Consider the following 18,115-nt stretch of genomic DNA (forward strand, 5'->3'; position numbering starts at 1 on the left):
GATAAAGGCAATCTGATCAACAGGAGGCGCAAAATGGCCGATTGGGTTACCGGAAAAGTTACCCGTGTTCAGCACTGGACAGACTCACTTTTCACCCTCACTGTAGACGCACCTGTCGCCCCGTTTACCGCCGGGCAGTTCACCAAGCTAGGCCTGGATATCAACGGCGAGCGCGTTCAGCGCGCCTATTCCTACGTGAATGCGCCCGACAATCCCGAACTGGAGTTCTACCTGGTCAATGTGCCGGACGGCATGCTCAGCCCGCGGCTACACGCCATGAAACCCGGGGATGAGCTTCAGGTGGTGGCAGATGCCGCCGGTTTCTTCGTGCTGGAAGAAATACCCGACTGCCAGACCCTGTGGATGCTGGCAACCGGCACCGCCCTGGGGCCCTATTTATCCATTCTGGAGCAGGGGCAGGATCTGGCGCGCTTTAAAAACCTGGTGCTGGTGCATGCGGCACGTTATCAGCAAGATCTGAGCTATCTGCCGCGTATGACAGCCCTGGCACAGCGCTATGAAGGCAAGCTGCGTATTCAGACCATCGTCAGCCGTGAGGCGGCCCCCGGCTCGCTACAGGGCCGGATACCGGAGCTTATCGCCCGGGGGGCACTGGAGCAGGCGGTAGGCTTACCGCTGGACAGCGCCACCAGCCACGTGATGCTGTGCGGTAACCCGCAAATGGTCCGGGATACCACGCAACTGCTCAAAGAGACCCGGCAGATGACCAAACACCTGCGCCGCCGCCCCGGGCATATCACGGCGGAGCATTACTGGTAACCCGGGTGGTCAGTGGAATTTCACGTCCGTGGTCTCTTTGCCGTATTTATTCTCCCCCTGGGTGCCGGTAAACGCCCCCAGGTCGAGAATAATCATCACCATGATCAGCACCGGAATAAACCGGCCCAGGGCCCATTCCCAGATACCGCCCACCACGGACCAGTTCCCCGCCAGCAGCATCCAGGCGAGGATCAGCAAAAACGCCCAGGCACCGGATTTTCCCCGGTCATGCAGGCGCTTTACCACCACGCAGGCGGTTGGCCACAGCAGGCACACCAGCATAAACGCCGCGGTTTGCATGTTGAGCATCGCCTTACCGGCCAGTGAAAACAGAATCACCATGGCAGCCAGCCACAGGCCAATCCAGATCCAGAAATCCCGCCGCCCGATACGGCCGCGAAAAGAGAACAACCATTGCTGTAGGGTCATGAATATTCCTGATGATAATAATCACGCTAGTGTACCTCAGCGGGACGGGTCTTTGACAAGCCGGCGCAATCCCGATTTAATTCCGGAAGATAACTGCCCTGCCAGGAGCGCGATACCGATGAAAATATTGCTACCCGTACTGGCGCTTGCCTGCACTGCCCTGGCGGCCAGCCAGGCGGGCGCAGCACCCGATACCACTGCCCCGACAGCGGTCTATTTACTGCCAGGCTCCCCGACCTTTGATCTGTCCATCAGCCAGTTCAGGGCGCGCTTTAACCTGAATAACCCGACACTGCCGCTGGAGGAGTTTCGCGCCATTGCCCCGGGCAGCGACGCTGCCAACCTGACCCGGGCCGCCAGTAAGATCAATGAAAACCTCTACGCCTCTACAGCCCTGGAGCGCGGCACCTTAAAAATTAAGAGCATGCAAATTACCTGGCTGCCTATCCAGGGGCCGGAGCAAAAACCCGCCCGGGCCATGGCGCTGAACTATATGGCTGCCCTGATCCGCACCTTTTCCCCGGCCCTGAGTGAAGCCCAGAGCCAGCAGAAGCTCAGCCAGCTATTAACCAGCGGTAAAAACAAACGCTACTTTTCCCGTAACGACGGCGCAATCCGCTATGTTGTGGCAGATAATGGCGAAAAAGGGCTGACCTTCGCTGTTGAACCGATTAAGCTAGCGTTATCAGAGAATTTAAACACCGGCACTCATTAACGAAAAACAAAGCCTTTATAGTGTGTTGTCTCTATACTGTTTCACAGAACCTGCTGCCCTGAGAGGCAGCGTTATTATTTGCTAATCCGCGTGGAGAAATAAAATGCGACATCCTTTAGTGATGGGTAACTGGAAACTCAACGGCAGCAAACAAATGGTCAACGAACTGATTGCTGGCCTGCGTAAGGAACTGTCCACTGTTGATGGCTGTGACGTAGCAATCGCCCCGCCTCTCATGTATGTAGAACTGGCCGACCGTTATATCGGCGGCAGCCATATCCACCTCGGTGCTCAGGACGTGGGCCTGCACCGCTCTGGCGCTTACACCGGTGAAATCTCCCCGACCATGCTGAAAGACGTGGGCGCTGAGTACATCATCATCGGCCACTCTGAGCGCCGTACCTATCACGGTGAAACTGACGAGCTGATTGCTGAAAAATTTGCCGTACTGAAAGAAGAAGGCCTGATCCCGGTACTGTGCATCGGTGAAACCGAAGCTGAAAACGAAGCCGGTCAGACTGAAGAAGTGGTTGCCCGCCAGATCGACGCGGTGCTGAAAACCATGGGCGCGAAAGCACTGGAAGGTGCCGTTATCGCCTACGAACCTGTATGGGCTATCGGTACGGGTAAATCCGCAACCCCGGCTCAGGCACAGGCAGTACACAAATTTATCCGCGACCATATCGCTAAAGCCGACGCCCAGGTAGCAGCAGGCATTATCATCCAGTACGGTGGTTCCGTGAACGCTGCGAACGCCGCAGAGCTGTTTGGCCAGCCGGATATCGACGGCGCGCTGGTTGGCGGTGCATCCCTGAAAGCAGACGCTTTCGCGGCCATCGTTAAAGCGGCAGCCACTGCGAAAAAAGCGTAATTCACCCGCGCTGTTTTCACAAAATAACACCTCCTGCGGGAGGTGTTATTATTTACAGCATCCCCAGCAGCCGGTACCAGCCATATTCCAGCGGTAACACAATCACCCAGGTGATTGCCGCCAGCGCAAAACACAGCGTCATTCCCGCCCGTGCGGGCACCCTTCCCAGCGCCATCGCCACCACGATGGGGGATGCCTGATACGGCAGCAGCGGGGTGGAATAACCAATCACCTGAATCAGGATCACCGCCAGCATCGGAAAACCGGTGGCACTGGCAAAACTGTCCGCCATGGTGCTGTACAGCGCCGGTACCCCGTTTGCGGTCATAAAAAAGTTCATGGCGGTGGTGATCCCCACCAGCGACGCAAAGCTGACAAAAGGCCGCTGTGGATCCAGCGGTGTTATCTTCAGCAGCGCCTGGCCGAGCAAGGTGCCGATACCGGTCAGGGTGACGACCGCCGCCAGCCCGAGAATTCCGGCAATATAAATACAGGTGCGGATATTCACCCCGCTGGCAAACTCATCGCTGGTCACACACCCCACCCGGGGCAGCAGCGTGATAACCGCCGCCGCCAGGCCAACCCAGGCCGGGCCAATACCGTGCCAGCCTTCGGTGAGCCACAGCAGCAGCACCGCCACCAGCAAACCGGCAAGGCGTTTTTCTGCAAGGCTCACCGGGGGGAGCGCCAGCGCCTGGCGCGGCGGCCGGGGCTTGCCCGGAAACAGCCAGCAGATAACCACCACCATCAGGATACCGCGCAGTACCCCCAGCAGCGGCCCGTTAAGCAGTAAATAAGGCAGGTAATTAAGGTGGATCCCCCAGGCCCCCTCAGCGGCGCCGCTCATCACCATATTGGGGACATTGGCCGGCAAAATGGAGGCCGACAGCTGAAAAGTGCCAAACCCCACCCCGAGAGCAAGGCCATACCACGCCCGGGTGCCCTCTTCGATTCCGACCCGCTGCGCCATGGCCGCCACAATAGGCATCAGCAGTGCGATACGCCCCATATTCGAGGGCATCACAAACGCCAGGGCGTAGCTCAGCAGCACAACGCAGCCGACCATTTGCCACCAGCTCCCGGTCAGCCGGGCGGATACCATGGCTGCCACCCTGTCTGCCAGGCCCGTTTTTCGTATCGCCACCCCGAGAATAAAACCGCTCAGCACCAGCCAGAATGCCGATGACGCAAACCCGCTGAACAGCGCCTGTGCCGGAACCACTTTGGTAATAATCGCCAGCGCAAAAAACAGCAGTGCCGTAATAAACTCCGGCAGTGCAGAGGTTGCCCACAGCCCGATGGTCAGCAGAATCAGCACACCGGGCCAGAACAACGGATGGGTTACCCATAATGCCATGCTTTCTCCTTATTTTCTGACCGGTGGCCGGGGCAGAATGCCGCAATCATGATCCTGAAGCTCCTCAGCAGACGCAAAATTCAGTGTGAGGTAATCCCTCTCGGTCGCCAGGAGCACGAAGCTGTTATCACCAAGGCTTGCCAGCGCCAGGGACCAGGCCCCCATATTCTGGCGGGCACCGGGGATCTCATTTGCCAGCAGAATAAACGGGCCATCCTCCACCAGCGTTTCCCGGCTCACTTTGCGGGCCAGGTACGGGTGGCCTGCCAGGTTTCCCGCCCGGCTCCAGCGGCTGCCCGCATCGGCCGCCCAGTGGTCCAGTTGCTGGCGCACGTCTTTACGCAGGCAGGAAATGTGGATATGTAACTGGTTCTGGGAGCGCCCGGAGGGGGAGTTGATCGCCAGGGAGAGGGCGCTGTCCGGTATGGGCTGGCCGTAGCGCTCGCTCAACAACCCCCGAGCCTGCCAGGCCAGCCAGAAGAAATTGGCCGTATCCAGAGAGAGCAGCTGCGGGCTTTCAATACCGCGGATCTGCGCAACGGGCATCAGCAAATACTGCAAAGGCCCGTTAATATCTTTCAGTGTGACGTAATTCTCTGCCATGCTGACACTGTGACAGGGCGCCGGATCCTGATGCTGTTGTTGCCCCGGCACGCACTGCCTGCTGACAATCTGCCACAGGGCATCCGGGTGGTACGGGCGCAGTATCAGCCAGGCGCTGCCCAGAATCCCCAGCACAATCGCTATCCCTGCTCCCCATTTTGCAGCCCGCATAATAACCTCTGATTAACATTCTCACCTCAGAGTACCGAAAAAGGCCACAAAGCGAAACGGCCCCGCAGGGCCGTTATCATTCTGATTGCTGAAGTGAACACCCCTGCCGGGCGGCTCACATCGTGCTTGTCAGGTTTTTCAGGAAAGCGTCAATCTGCTCTGCCGTGGCAGCATCTGACTGGTAGAAGATATCCAGTTTCGTATCCTTCAGCCCACACCAGTGGAAAACACCTTCAACTACCTGAGTGTGTATTGCCTGTGTATAGCCGTGCTTGTCGAAGCCTTCAGGATCGCCCGCGGCCGTCGCGATAAGGCGTACCGGAACCTGACGTAAGTTACCCACAACCCGGCCGTCTTCTGTCATTTTGTACGCCCAGTCCAGGGTGAGTACGCGGTCAAACCAGCCTTTCAGCAGCCCAGGCACTGACCACCAGTACACCGGGAACACAAACACCAGCATATCAGCCCGCTCCACGCGTTGCTGCTCACGCAGAACATCGGCGGGAAGCGCGCCAGCATTCCCGTGGTATACCTCAAGATCCGTCTGTGACATCGCCGGAGAAAAGGCCTCGGCATGGAGATCGGCAACCTCTACCTGCGTTCCCTGATCACGCAGATACCCGGCAATACCTGCCGCCAGTGAATGGGATAACGAATTTGCGACCGGATGAGCCGTTACGATAAGGGCATTATCCACTACATTTTTTACAGACATAACTACCTCATTACGGGATTAATTGCCTGCTATATTACCATTAGTAACTTGATTGGCAATCCGTATGACGTAATCATTTTGCGCTCGCGGTGTAGGCCTCCAGTACGCCCTGTATCGCACCGCTGAGTATATCTTCTGCCACATTACGCGCGAGAACCCCGTTGCTGGCCGCAGCGCCAAGCGCATCAGCCGCGCCAATAATGGCCGTTACTGCTGCCTCACCCTGAACGCCTTTTAACAAAATATAGGGCGAAAGCACGGAACGCAGGCAGTCTTCGCTATCAGCGACGCATGTCTCCCGGAAGGCCTGTAGCGCCCGGGAGCCCGATAACGCGGCAGCAATGGGACCCGTCTCAGGCCCGGCGCTGATAGAGCAATCAATATAGGCAGCGCTGAAAAAACGCACGGTCTTTTCCAGCGTTTTGTTATCGACCTTCAGCGTTTCACGGAATCTTGCCAGCTGCTTATCGCTGAAATCCTGATACAACGCCATCAGCAACCCTTCACGGTCGCCAAAGTGATCGTAGGGAATAGGTTTTGTCACGCTGGCCCGCTCAGCCAGATATCCCAGCGTCAGCGCTTCAGTACCTTGCTGGCGCACGATCCCGCGAGCAACCTCCAGCAACTGCATCCGTCGGTCCTCTTTTTTTAAACGCTTAACAACCATAACACCCTCACACCATTACCTACCAAAGGTAGTTTGTACGCTTTATCTGAAAGGAAGTACGCCGCGTATTGATACCACCTCATGATTGCCAGAGCAGCGCGATGTATTTACCGGGCCTGACGAGCCAATGATGCCACAAACTGATTTGTGAGAGGAGGTTGGGGGATGTGCTGGTCACGCTTTGCAGTGCAAGAACAGGAGGAGCCGCCCCTGGGGGCGGCTCCTGTGCCAGAGAGGGTCGCTGGCACTTTACTGGACTGGCGGGGCATTTTCAGCGGCTAGCGTTTTGATATCTGATCAAACGTGCCGCCGTTTGAGAAGTGCTCTTTCTGGGCTTTGGTCCAGCCACCGAACACCTCATCGATAGTAAACAGTTTCAGTTTCGGGAAGGCATCCGCATATTTTTGGGCAACTTGAGGGTCCCGCGGGCGGTAGTAATTCCGCGCCGCAATATCCTGCCCCTGCGGAGAGTAGAGATACTTCAGATAGGCCTCAGCAACTGCCTGGGTGCCTTTCTTCTCGACAACTTTATCAACAACAGAGACGGTCGGCTCCGCCAGGATAGACTCGCTCGGGGTGATGACCTCAAACTTGTCCTTACCCAGCTCATGGGTTGCCAGCAGCGCTTCGTTTTCCCAGGCGATAAGCACATCACCAATACCGCGCTCGACAAAGGTGTTCGTGGAGCCACGGGCACCGGAATCCAGCACTTCTACGTTCTTATACAGCGCTTTTACGAAATCCTGTGCTTTTGCCTGATCGCCGTTATTGTGATGCAGTGCATAGCCCCAGGCGGCCAGGTAGTTCCAGCGCGCGCCGCCGGAGCTTTTCGGGTTCGGCGTAATAACGGACACGCCGGGTTTAACTAAATCGTTCCAGTCATGGATTTGCTTCGGGTTACCTTTACGCACCAGAAACACAATGGTCGAGGTATAGGGCGCGGAGTTATCGGCCAGGCGTTTGATCCAGTTTTTATCAAGGCGCCCGCGCTCAGCAATGGCGTCCACATCGTAGGCCAGGGCCAGGGTGACCACGTCAGCATCAATGCCGTTAATCACGGATGTGGCCTGCTTGCCGGAGCCGCCGTGAGACTGGCGAATAGTGACCGTATCCCCGGTTTCCTGCTTCCAGTGCGCGCTGAACGCTTTGTTATACTGGTCGTACAGTTCGCGGGTGGGATCGTAAGACACGTTTAACAGCTGAATATCTTTGGCCAGAGCACCTGCAGAGGCCAGCAACACGGTTAAGCCAATTCCCCACTTATTCATGACCTGCTCGCTTATTGTTATGGTTAAGTAATACGCAGAGCCTGCCAGAAGCCGGGGGGATTATTAAAGAATAAAAAAAACATGGATATAACTAAACGCGATATACACGGCGATAAAAAAGCCGGGAAATCCCGGCCTCTTCGCATTAGTACAGTTTTTTAGCGCAGTCCAGCCAGTCGCCTTTAAACGGCCGCTTCATATGCTCAATGGCGTCAATAATATCGTGATGAACCAGTTTTTCGTTCTGAATACCGACGCAGCGGCCACCATAGCCCTGCAGCAGTAATTCAATGGCGTAAGCGCCCATACGGGAGGCCAGAATACGATCGTAAGGCACCGGCGAGCCGCCACGCTGAATATGGCCCAGAACCGTGGCGCGGGTTTCGCGGCCGGTCTCTTTTTCAATGTAGGTGGAAAGCTCATGCACGTCGCACATGTGCTCGGTGATGGCGACAATCGCGTGTTTTTTGCCTTTCGCAATACCGGCTTTGATGCCTTCAACCAGCTCTTCGCGGTTAAATTCAACCTCCGGCACCACGATATACTCACAGCCACCGGCAATGGCCGCAGCCAGGGTCAGATCGCCACAGTAGCGGCCCATCACTTCAACAATTGAAATACGCTGGTGGGAAGAAGAGGTGTCGCGCAGACGGTCAATCGCTTCAACGACCGTGCTCAGCGCCGTAAAGAAGCCGATGGTGTAGTCAGTGCCTTTGATGTCGTTATCGATAGTGCCCGGCAGGCCGATGCACGGGAAACCCATCTCGGTAAGACGTTTGGCCCCCATGTAGGAACCGTCACCACCGATAACCACCAGCGCATCCAGACCCCGTTTTTTCATGTTTTCGATGGCAACGGCGCGCACGCTCTCTTCACGGAATTCAGGGAAACGCGCAGAGCCCAGGAAGGTGCCGCCGCGGTTGATCATGTCGGAAACGCTGTAACGGTCCAGGCTAATCATGCGATCTTCATACAAGCCGAGGTAGCCGTCATAGATACCATAAACTTCAAGACCTTCAGTTAACGCCGCACGAACCACGCCACGGATCGCCGCGTTCATGCCTGGCGCATCACCGCCGCTCGTCAATACACCGATTTTCTTAATCATGACAACCTCTGAACTTAGAATGCAAGAGAAATCCTATTGCCGGACACCGCAACCGGGCGTAACCGCGTTCATCAACCAGGTCCATAATATAACAGCAATTCTTAGCTGAATTGATTCAGGTCAGGCATCGTGATGACAAATTAAACCCTTAAAGGTCACTTTTTGCACTAACCATGGAATTTACAACTGTCCTTGCGGGGGCTCAGTGACGACCACTGAGCACGGATCCTGGTGAATAATGACATCTGCGTCCGGAAAGCGCTGCAGGATGGCCTGCTCCACGCGATCCGCAACGGCATGAGCCTCAACAAGTGGAAGTTCATCTTCCAGTTCGATATGCACCTGGATAAAGCGCGTAACCCCTGACTGGCGGGTGCGCAGGTCGTGCGCCCCACGGACGCCGGGGCATCCTTTCACTATATCCGCAATCGCTTGTTGCTCGTCATCTGGCAGCGCCCTGTCGAGCAGGGACTGCACCGCCTCATACCCCATGTGTAATGCACTATATAAAATATAGATGCCAATCCCCAGAGCAAACAGAGAATCGGCCCGGTGCCATCCATACCAGGATAAACCCAGCGCTATCAGAATCGCACTATTCATTAACACATCTGACTGGTAATGGAGCATATCAGCCCGAATCGCCTGACTACCGGTTTTTCTGACAACCCAACGCTGAAATGTTACCAGGATCACAGTACAGACCAATGCAATGACCGTAACCACTACCCCAACCCCCGGGCTGCTCATTTGTTCCGGCCGCGCAAGGTGCTGGATACTGGTCAAAAACAGAAACAGCGCCGACCCGGAAATGAACATACTCTGGGCCAGGGCCGCCAGCGATTCGGCCTTGCCGTGACCAAAAGAGTGTTCGCTGTCGGCAGGTTGTAGCGAATAGCGCACCACCAGAAGATTCGTCAGCGAGGCGGCCATATCCACCAGGGAGTCCACCAGCGCCGCCAGAATACTGACAGAGCCGGTAACCCACCACGCCAGTACCTTGATGATCAGCAGCAGTAGCGCCATTACCGTTGCGGCCAGCGCCGCGCGGCTGACAAGCCGCCTATATTGTTGATTCATAATTGCTCCAGCACAGGAATGCTGGCTAGTATAGCGAGGATCTTGTCAATCTGAAGGCAAAAAAAACCCCGCCAGAGGCGGGGGAAGACAGGGATGGTGTCTATGGCAAGGAAAACCTGGAATACTGCTACTCTGCTACTGATTGCGGGCGCTGTAACTTGACAGCTGCAACGAGGAGGAATCTCCCGTTTCCGCCAGCTCATGGAGCTTTTCCATGTGCTGTTGATGTTTCTGGTTTAATACGGCCTGTTGCTCCGGTGTCAGCAGGCGGTACATCTGGTTACGCACTCTGGCCATTTCGACCTGGCGCTGTATGCCTTCCTGCGCCATTTTCTCTGCCTGTTGACGAACAGCGCGTTCATCAAATTTTTCTGCTGTCACCAGGCGATGCATGGCATCGATTTCGCTAACATTAACAGGAGCGCTGTTGTGGCGGGCCTGCTGCATCAGATCCCGCATTTGCTGGCGCTGATGTTCGGTTAAACTGATGCCGTCAAACATATGTAACTGCCGGGCCGGATGCTCTGCTCTGTTGCGGTTATCGCCCGACAATTCAGCAGAATGACTGGCGAAAGTGCTCAGCATCAGCGTCAGACCCGTTACGGTGGCGATAACATTGCGCATCACTTAACTCCCGATATTTTGCGTGCTGCGATTCAACGACATGCAGTCTACGAATTACGCTGCAAACTAGCGTCAGGGGGTGTAAAACAACGTAAAGTCATGGATTAGCCAACCTGGATGACGTAATTTCTGCCTCGGAGGTAACAAAAATGAATAAAATTCTGTTAGTCGATGACGATCGGGAGCTAACGTCCTTACTCAAGGAGTTGCTCGACATGGAAGGTTTTAATGTGCTGGTCGCCCATGACGGCGAACAGGCACTCAGCTTGCTGGATGACAGCATCGATCTGTTATTACTGGATGTTATGATGCCGAAGAAAAACGGTATCGACACTCTTAAAGAACTACGCCAGACACACCAGACCCCCGTTATTATGCTGACCGCCCGCGGTAGCGAACTTGATCGGGTGCTCGGCCTTGAGCTTGGCGCTGATGATTACCTGCCAAAACCGTTTAATGACCGGGAGCTGGTCGCCCGTATCCGCGCCATTTTGCGCCGTTCACACTGGAGCGAGCAGCAGCAAAGCAGCGAAACCGGTTCGCCCAATCTGGAAGTTGACGCCCTGAGCCTGAATCCTGGCCGCCAGGAAGCCAGCTTCGACGGGCAAACGCTGGAGTTAACCGGCACGGAATTCACCCTCCTGTATTTACTGGCCCAGCATCTCGGCCAGGTGGTTTCCCGCGAGCATCTCAGCCAGGAAGTGCTCGGCAAGCGCCTGACCCCGTTTGACCGGGCAATCGATATGCATATTTCTAACCTGCGCCGGAAGCTGCCGGAGCGCAAAGACGGTCACCCCTGGTTTAAAACACTACGCGGGCGCGGCTACCTGATGGTGTCCGCTTCATGATAAGCAGCCTTACCGCGCGCATTTTCGCCATATTCTGGCTGACTCTGGCGCTTGTACTGATGCTGGTATTGATGTTGCCCAAGCTCGACTCACGCCAGATGACAGAGCTGCTGGAAAGCGAGCAACGCCAGGGCGTGATGATCGAGCAACATGTTGAAGCAGAACTCGCCACCGACCCTCCCAATGATCTTATGTGGTGGCGGCGTCTGTATCGCGCAATTGAGAAATGGGCTCCGCCCGGTCAGCGGCTGTTGCTGGTTACCAGTGAAGGCCGCGTTATTGGCGCCCACCGCGATGAAATGCAGATCATTCGTAACTTTATCGGCCAGTCCGATAATGCCGATCATCCCCAGAAGAAAAAATATGGCCGCCTGGAAATGGTGGGGCCGTTTGCCGTTCAGGATGGCGAAGATAACTACCAGTTATACATGATTCGCCCCGCCAGCAACTCCCAGTCAGACTTTATCAACCTGCTGTTCGACAGGCCGCTGTTGTTGCTGATTGTGACCATGCTGGTCAGCTCGCCGCTGCTGCTGTGGCTGGCGTGGAGCCTGGCAAAACCGGCCAGGAAGCTGAAAAACGCCGCCGATGAAGTCGCCCGGGGGAATTTACGCCAGCACCCTGAGCTGGAGTCCGGCCCTCAGGAGTTCCTGGCAGCAGGCGCCAGCTTTAACCAGATGGTCACCGCGCTGGAGCGGATGATGACCGGTCAGCAACGGTTAATTTCCGATATTTCGCACGAGCTGCGCACCCCGCTGACCCGCTTACAACTGGGGACCGCGTTATTACGCCGCCGTAACGGCGAGAGCAAAGAGCTTGAGCGCATCGAAACGGAAGCCCAGCGGCTGGACGGTATGATTAACGATCTGCTGGTGATGTCCCGCGAGCAGCAGAAAACCGCCCTGGTCAGCGAAACCCTGAAAGCCAGCCAGCTGTGGGGTGAAATGCTGGACAACGCCGCCTTTGAGGCAGAGCAGAAAGGCAAGTCGCTGAAGATAACCTACCCTCCCGGCCCCTGGCTGCTGTACGGCAACCCGAACGCCCTGGAGAGCGCGCTGGAAAATATTGTCCGCAACGCGCTGCGCTATTCACACACTGAGATAGCCGTGAATTTTGCCGTGGATAATCAGGGGATCACCATCACCGTTGATGACGACGGCCCGGGGGTTGACCCGGCCGATCGCGAGCAAATCTTCCGGCCCTTCTTCCGCACCGACGAGGCGCGCGATCGCGAATCGGGCGGCACCGGTCTGGGCCTGGCGATTGTCGATAACGTGGTGAAACAGCACCGGGGCTGGGTAAAAGCCGATGACAGCCCGCTGGGCGGGCTGCGCCTGACCCTGTGGCTGCCGCTTTACCACCGTAACAAGCAATAACACACCGGGCCGGGAGATCCCTTCCGGCCCAAAGTCTGCTATTCTGCGCCCCCTCATAAGGGGGCTTTCATGCTTAATATCGTCTTATACGAACCAGAAATTCCACCGAATACCGGCAATATCATCCGCCTGTGCGCCAATACCGGTTTCCATCTGCATATCATCGAGCCCATGGGGTTTACCTGGGACGATAAACGCCTGCGCCGTGCCGGTCTGGATTATCATGAATTTGCCGCCGTGGTGCGCCACCATGACTACGCCGCGTTTCTGGAGAGCCAGCAGCCACAGCGGCTGTTTGCCTTAACCACGAAGGGCACACCGGCCCACAGCGCGGTACAGTACCAGGACGGGGACTATCTGATGTTTGGCCCGGAAACCCGCGGGTTACCGGCAACTATTCTGGATGCACTGCCTAAAGAGCAAAAAATTCGTATTCCGATGCTGCCGGACAGCCGCAGTATGAACCTGTCGAACTCGGTGGCGGTGGTGGTGTTTGAAGCCTGGCGCCAGCTGGGTTACCCGGGCGCCGTGCTGCGCAGCTAAGCAATGGCCTGCCGGTGGCAGGCCAGACGCACTCAGATACCGTCCCCGTACTCAAAACCGTGGTTGATACCGTTAAAGTGCTGGTTCATATCGATGGCGGGCTTTTCGCTTTCCGGCTTACCGACGATGCGCGCCGGAACCCCGGCAGCGGTGGTGTGCGGCGGAATGGGCTGTAATACCACCGAGCCCGCGCCGATTTTGGCCCCGCGCCCGACTTCGATATTACCGAGGATTTTCGCCCCCGCGCCAATCATCACCCCTTCACGGATCTTCGGATGGCGATCGCCGCTGGTTTTACCGGTCCCACCGAGGGTAACTGACTGCAGAATGGAAACGTCGTTTTCCACAACGGCCGTCTCACCAATCACAATACCGGTGGCGTGGTCCAGCATAATGCCGCGGCCAATGGTGGCCGCCGGGTGAATATCGACCTGAAACGTCACCGACACCTGGTTTTGTAGAAAGATTGCCAGCGCGCGCCGCCCCTGGGACCAGAGCCAGTGGCCGATCCGGTATGCCTGCAGGGCGTGGAAGCCTTTCAGGTACAGTAGCGGGGTGGAGTATTTGTCGACCGCCGGGTCGCGGGTGCGCACCGCCTGAATATCACAGGCTGCGGAGGCTATCATTTCAGGATCAGCCGCGTAGGCCTCTTCCACCACTTCACGAATGGCGATGGCGGGCATAATCGCGGAAGAGAGCTTATTGGCCAGCATATAACTCAGTGCGCTGCCCAGATTTTCATGTTTCAGCAAGGTCGCGTGGTAAAAACTAGCCAGCATAGGTTCACAGTCCGCAAGGGATCTGGCTTCGGCTTTGATATTGTTCCACACATTGTCCAGTTCTTCACACGGCATTGCTCTCTCCAGAAAAAAGGTGCCGGTAAGCCTCGCGGCTTCCGGCGCTATGCAGGTAATGACCGTCGTTTCCTTACTGATTGCCTCTTTCGTCCTTACGAGTCCGGCCTAATAGCGTTAATGCTGCCTCGCGCGCATTTTTTCCGCAATATAATACCTGATAAATTTCCTCGGTTATTGGCATTTCCACACCATTACGTGCCGCAAGTTCGCGCACTTCTCTGGTGTTACGGAAACCTTCAACAACCTGGCCAATCTTCGCCTGGGCGCTGGCCACATCGAGCCCCTGCCCGAGCATCATCCCGAAGCGACGGTTACGGGACTGATTATCAGTACAGGTCAGCACCAGATCCCCAAGCCCCGCCATGCCCATAAAGGTTTCCGGATCTGCGCCCAGGGCAACCCCCAGCCGGGTCATCTCTGCCAGGCCCCGGGTGATAAGCGCCGTGCGCGCATTGGCGCCAAAGCCTATCCCGTCGGACATGCCAGCACCGATGGCGATAACATTCTTCACCGCACCGCCCAGCTGCACGCCAGTCATGTCCGGATTGCTGTATACCCGGAAACTCTTCCCGCAGTGCAGCAGTTGCTGAAGGTCGTGGGTAAACACGCTGTCGGTAGAGGCCACCGCAATCGCCGTGGGCAGGCCAGACGCCAGCTCCTTCGCGAAGGTTGGCCCGGAGATCACCGCCAGCGGGATGGTATCCCCCAGCGCTTCTCTGGCGACATCCTGTAACAGGCGGCCGGTCTCTGCCTCCAGCCCTTTTGTCGCCCACACAATGCGGGCATCCGGGCGCATCAGCGGTTTAATCTGGCGCAGCACGTCGCCAAAGACATGGCTTGGCACCACCACCAGAATATCCCGGCTGGCGGCCAGCGCCGTTGCCAGATCGGATTCCAGGTACAAAGAGTCAGGGAACGGGACATCGGGGAGAAATGCGGCGTTGCAGCGATCGGCCTGCAGCGTAGCGATATGGGCCGGATCATGGCCCCACAACACCACATTGTGACCATTTCTTGCCACGGTAATGGCAAGGGCGGTGCCGTAAGATCCGGCACCGATAACAGTCATGGAAGCATTAATGCTGTTCATCAGGCATCCTGATGTTCTGGCGTACCTTCGCCGGACTGTTGCTGCAGATAGTTCATGAACAGTGCATCGAAGTTAACCGGTGCAAGGTTCAGCTGCGGGAACGTGCCGCGGGAAACCAGACTGGTAATACATTCACGCGCGTAAGGGAACAGAATGTTCGGGCAGTACGCACCCAGGCAATGCGCCATCTGAGTACCTTCAATACCCGCGATGGAGAAAATACCCGCCTGTTGAACTTCACACAGGAACGCAGTCTCTTCACCCAGGGTCGCGGTTACGGTAACACGCAGTACCACTTCATACACATCGTCCGCCAGCTGGGTAGAGGCAGTATCCAGGTCCAGTTTTACTTCCGGCTGCCAGTCTTTCTGAAAGACCTGCGGGGCAGACGGTGCTTCAAAAGAGATATCTTTGGTGTAAACACGCTGGATCTGAAAAGCCATTTCGGCGCTATTTTGTTCTGACATGAGTCAACCCTTAAAAGTATAGTCCTTAGTAAAATATGCTGCTGCCTCAGCGCAGCAGGGGATCGAGTCCACCACGCGCATCCAGCGCGTACAAGTCGTCACAGCCACCAATGTGCTGCCCGTCAATAAAAATCTGAGGAACGGTCGTTCTGCCACTGCGCTGGATCATCACATCGCGCAGCGCTGCATCGCCGTCAATCGGTAGCTCATCAAACACCACCCCTTTGCTGGCCAGCAGTTCTTTCGCACGACGGCAGTAAGGGCAGGTTGCTTTGGTATATATTTCAATTTTCGCCATAACGACACCTCAACAGAGATTATTTACCGCGCACCAGGGGGAGGTTTTCACCACTCCAGCCGGCAATCCCTTCTTTCAGGACCATAACGCGCTCAAAACCGGCTTTCGTCAGCAGGGCGGCAGATTCCTGCGCATTCATACCGCTGGCGTCAACCACAATAACCGGTCTGGATTTATGTTTATCCAGCTCACCAAAACTGCCACTTTTGATTTCAGTGGGCAACAGGTTCACTGCGTTGGTGATATGGCCTTTACGGAAGTCATCGCGCTGGCGAAGATCGACCACAACGGCATCTTCTTTATTGATCAGATGCGTCACCTGGCTGCGGGTGATGACTTTAACCTTAGAGGTCAGGCCTTTAAGGGTGGTGACAATAACTGCCGCCAGTAAACCGACCCACGCGATACTCAGAATGGGGTGACGGCTAACAAATTGCATAATTTCTTGCATGGGGGGTAACAACTCCCGAGAGGTTGAACAAAAAACCAGGAGGGGAGTATACCTGCGTGTTGTGCCAATTACAGCCAGTCGTCAGGCTGATATCTCTTTTCTGCGGCCTGCAACCTGAAAAATCCGCCGCAGACCGCAAAAGCAGCTCGCCCCCCGACATTTTTTTTGATCTTCTGAGGCTATTCACCGACGCTTACTGTAGTAAAATTACGCAAATTTTTTTGTCTTTGACCTACAGAGGTTGTTGCAATGTCAGTGTCTAAAAAACCAATGGTCCTGGTAATTCTGGATGGCTACGGCTATCGCGAAGATCAGCAGGATAACGCCATCCTTAACGCGAAAACCCCGGTAATGGATAACCTGTGGGCCACCCGTCCACACTCGCTCATCAATGCATCGGGCCTGGAAGTGGGTCTGCCGGACGGGCAGATGGGTAACTCCGAAGTGGGCCACGTCAACCTGGGTGCCGGGCGCATCGTCTATCAGGATCTGACCCGCCTTGACGTGGAGATCAAAGATCGCCAGTTTTTCGCCAACCCGGTACTGTGCGGCGCGGTTGATAACGCCGTAACCACCGGTAAAGCGGTGCACATTATGGGCCTGCTGTCTGCCGGCGGCGTGCACAGCCACGAAGACCACATTATGGCGATGGTAGAACTGGCGACTGAACGCGGCGCTGAGAAAATCTATCTGCACGCCTTCCTGGATGGCCGCGATACCCCGCCGCGCAGCGCTGAATCGTCGCTGAAAAAATTTGAAGATAAATTTGCCCAGTCAGGTAAAGGCCGCGTGGCCTCTATCGTTGGCCGTTACTTTGCTATGGACCGCGACAACCGCTGGGATCGTGTTGAGCAGGCTTATGATCTGCTGACCATGGCAAAAGGCGAATTCCAGGCCGACAGCGCTGTCGCTGGCCTGCAGGCTGCCTACGCCCGTGATGAAAACGACGAGTTTGTGAAAGCCACCGTTATCCGCGCCCCAGGCCAGGCAGATGCCGCAATGGAAGATGGCGACACGCTGATTTTCATGAACTTCCGTGCCGACCGCGCCCGCGAAATCACCCGCGCCTTCGTTAATCCGGACTTCGACGGTTTTGCCCGTAAGAAAGTGGTAAAACTGAGCAACTTCGTGATGCTGACCGAATACGCTGCCGACATCAAAACCGCCTGCGCCTACCCGCCTGCCTCTCTGGCGAACACCTTCGGTGAATGGATGGCGAAACACGACAAAACCCAGCTGCGTATCTCCGAAACGGAAAAATACGCCCACGTCACCTTCTTCTTTAATGGTGGTGTGGAAGAGCCGTTCCCGGGCGAAGACCGCATCCTGGTGAATTCACCTAAAGTGGCCACATACGATCTGCAGCCGGAAATGAGCTCCGCTGAACTGACCAGCAAGCTGGTTGCCGCCATCGGAAGCGGCAAGTACGACGCTATCATCTGTAACTACCCGAATGGCGATATGGTCGGCCATACGGGCGATTACAACGCGGCCGTTGCCGCTGTGGAAGCGCTGGATAACTGTGTTGATCAGGTCACCAAAGCCGTGATGGCAGCAGGCGGCCAGCTGATGATCACCGCCGACCACGGTAACGCCGAACAGATGCGCGACCCGGCAACAGGCCAGGCCCACACCGCCCATACCAGCCTGCCGGTTCCGCTTATCTATGTTGGCGACAAAACCGTTCAGGCCGTAGAAGGCGGGAAACTCTCTGACCTTGCGCCGACCATGCTCAGCCTGATGGGAATGGAAATCCCTCAAGAGATGACTGGTAAGCCGCTGTTCATCGTGAAATAA

21 protein-coding genes are annotated in these 18,115 nt (G+C 56.2%); 7 read left to right on the top strand and 14 right to left on the bottom strand.

Annotated features, from left to right (window positions below; genetic code table 11):
- Positions 1–33 precede the first annotated feature (33 nt).
- Positions 34–780, top strand: a complete 747-nt coding sequence (gene fpr / locus EBL_RS18735) for a ferredoxin--NADP(+) reductase (protein WP_002442659.1) — start codon at positions 34–36, stop codon at positions 778–780.
- A 9-nt stretch (positions 781–789) separates the two neighbouring features.
- Here the strand turns inward: fpr and EBL_RS18740 are convergent, their stop codons facing one another.
- Complete coding sequence (locus EBL_RS18740; protein WP_002442657.1) at positions 790–1,209, bottom strand: DUF805 domain-containing protein; 420 nt, start codon at positions 1,207–1,209, stop codon at positions 790–792.
- A 118-nt stretch (positions 1,210–1,327) separates the two neighbouring features.
- On the opposite strand from EBL_RS18740, the gene EBL_RS18745 reads away from it, so the two are divergent.
- Together EBL_RS18745 and tpiA are read left to right on the top strand one after the other, a co-directional pair.
- Positions 1,328–1,924 (top strand): YiiQ family protein, encoded by a 597-nt coding sequence (locus EBL_RS18745; protein ID WP_002442654.1) that lies wholly within the window; start codon positions 1,328–1,330, stop codon positions 1,922–1,924.
- Positions 1,925–2,027: 103 nt separating this feature from the next.
- Positions 2,028–2,795 carry a triose-phosphate isomerase gene (tpiA, locus tag EBL_RS18750; protein ID WP_002442652.1) on the top strand — a complete coding sequence of 256 codons (768 nt, stop codon included), beginning with the start codon at positions 2,028–2,030 and terminating at the stop codon, positions 2,793–2,795.
- 52 nt (positions 2,796–2,847) lie between these two features.
- Here the strand turns inward: tpiA and EBL_RS18755 are convergent, their stop codons facing one another.
- The 8 genes from EBL_RS18755 to cpxP form a co-directional block, all read right to left on the bottom strand.
- On the bottom strand, positions 2,848–4,152 hold the full coding sequence (locus EBL_RS18755) for an SLC13 family permease (protein ID WP_002442650.1): 1,305 nt from the start codon (positions 4,150–4,152) through the stop codon (positions 2,848–2,850).
- Between the two features lie 9 nt (positions 4,153–4,161).
- Positions 4,162–4,926, bottom strand: a complete 765-nt coding sequence (locus EBL_RS18760; protein ID WP_002442648.1) for a CDP-diacylglycerol diphosphatase — start codon at positions 4,924–4,926, stop codon at positions 4,162–4,164.
- Positions 4,927–5,041: 115 nt separating this feature from the next.
- Entirely contained in the window at positions 5,042–5,641 is a 600-nt protein-coding gene (locus EBL_RS18765; RefSeq protein WP_002442647.1) for an NAD(P)H-dependent oxidoreductase, read from the bottom strand.
- Between the two features lie 73 nt (positions 5,642–5,714).
- Positions 5,715–6,308, bottom strand: coding sequence for a TetR/AcrR family transcriptional regulator (locus EBL_RS18770; protein WP_002442645.1), 594 nt, complete (start codon positions 6,306–6,308; stop codon positions 5,715–5,717).
- A gap of 278 nt (positions 6,309–6,586) precedes the next feature.
- Positions 6,587–7,576 (bottom strand): sulfate ABC transporter substrate-binding protein, encoded by a 990-nt coding sequence (locus EBL_RS18775; RefSeq protein ID WP_002442643.1) that lies wholly within the window; start codon positions 7,574–7,576, stop codon positions 6,587–6,589.
- 145 nt (positions 7,577–7,721) lie between these two features.
- The gene (gene pfkA / locus EBL_RS18780; protein WP_002442640.1) at positions 7,722–8,684 is read right to left on the bottom strand and encodes a 6-phosphofructokinase; all 963 of its coding nucleotides are present in this window, start codon (positions 8,682–8,684) and stop codon (positions 7,722–7,724) included.
- A 180-nt stretch (positions 8,685–8,864) separates the two neighbouring features.
- Entirely contained in the window at positions 8,865–9,764 is a 900-nt protein-coding gene (fieF, locus tag EBL_RS18785) for a CDF family cation-efflux transporter FieF (RefSeq protein WP_002442638.1), read from the bottom strand.
- Positions 9,765–9,899: 135 nt separating this feature from the next.
- Complete coding sequence (gene cpxP / locus EBL_RS18790; protein ID WP_002442636.1) at positions 9,900–10,388, bottom strand: cell-envelope stress modulator CpxP; 489 nt, start codon at positions 10,386–10,388, stop codon at positions 9,900–9,902.
- Between the two features lie 149 nt (positions 10,389–10,537).
- Between cpxP and cpxR the strand changes: the two genes are divergently transcribed.
- From cpxR to trmL, 3 genes are all read left to right on the top strand, one after another.
- Positions 10,538–11,236 (top strand): envelope stress response regulator transcription factor CpxR, encoded by a 699-nt coding sequence (cpxR, locus tag EBL_RS18795; RefSeq protein WP_002442635.1) that lies wholly within the window; start codon positions 10,538–10,540, stop codon positions 11,234–11,236.
- Positions 11,233–12,612, top strand: coding sequence for an envelope stress sensor histidine kinase CpxA (cpxA, locus tag EBL_RS18800; RefSeq protein WP_002442633.1), 1,380 nt, complete (start codon positions 11,233–11,235; stop codon positions 12,610–12,612). Before cpxR ends, cpxA begins: the two co-directional genes overlap by 4 nt.
- 69 nt (positions 12,613–12,681) lie before the next feature.
- On the top strand, positions 12,682–13,155 hold the full coding sequence (gene trmL, locus EBL_RS18805) for a tRNA (uridine(34)/cytosine(34)/5-carboxymethylaminomethyluridine(34)-2'-O)-methyltransferase TrmL (RefSeq protein ID WP_002442631.1): 474 nt from the start codon (positions 12,682–12,684) through the stop codon (positions 13,153–13,155).
- Between the two features lie 32 nt (positions 13,156–13,187).
- Here the strand turns inward: trmL and cysE are convergent, their stop codons facing one another.
- The 5 genes from cysE to EBL_RS18830 form a co-directional block, all read right to left on the bottom strand.
- Entirely contained in the window at positions 13,188–14,009 is an 822-nt protein-coding gene (gene cysE, locus EBL_RS18810; protein ID WP_002442629.1) for a serine O-acetyltransferase, read from the bottom strand.
- 73 nt (positions 14,010–14,082) lie between these two features.
- Positions 14,083–15,102: an NAD(P)H-dependent glycerol-3-phosphate dehydrogenase gene (gene gpsA / locus EBL_RS18815; RefSeq protein WP_002442627.1), complete on the bottom strand. Its 1,020-nt coding sequence runs from the start codon at positions 15,100–15,102 to the stop codon at positions 14,083–14,085.
- Positions 15,102–15,569 (bottom strand): protein-export chaperone SecB, encoded by a 468-nt coding sequence (gene secB / locus EBL_RS18820; protein WP_002442625.1) that lies wholly within the window; start codon positions 15,567–15,569, stop codon positions 15,102–15,104. Before secB ends, gpsA begins: the two co-directional genes overlap by 1 nt.
- Before the next feature lie 46 nt (positions 15,570–15,615).
- Entirely contained in the window at positions 15,616–15,867 is a 252-nt protein-coding gene (gene grxC / locus EBL_RS18825) for a glutaredoxin 3 (protein ID WP_002442621.1), read from the bottom strand.
- Between the two features lie 19 nt (positions 15,868–15,886).
- A complete protein-coding gene (locus tag EBL_RS18830; RefSeq protein WP_002442619.1) occupies positions 15,887–16,318 on the bottom strand; it encodes a rhodanese-like domain-containing protein in 432 nt (143 codons plus the stop codon).
- A gap of 249 nt (positions 16,319–16,567) precedes the next feature.
- On the opposite strand from EBL_RS18830, the gene gpmM reads away from it, so the two are divergent.
- Positions 16,568–18,115, top strand: a complete 1,548-nt coding sequence (gene gpmM, locus EBL_RS18835; RefSeq protein WP_002442617.1) for a 2,3-bisphosphoglycerate-independent phosphoglycerate mutase — start codon at positions 16,568–16,570, stop codon at positions 18,113–18,115.

The organism is Shimwellia blattae DSM 4481 = NBRC 105725 (genome assembly GCF_000262305.1).
Classification (GTDB): domain Bacteria; phylum Pseudomonadota; class Gammaproteobacteria; order Enterobacterales; family Enterobacteriaceae; genus Shimwellia; species Shimwellia blattae.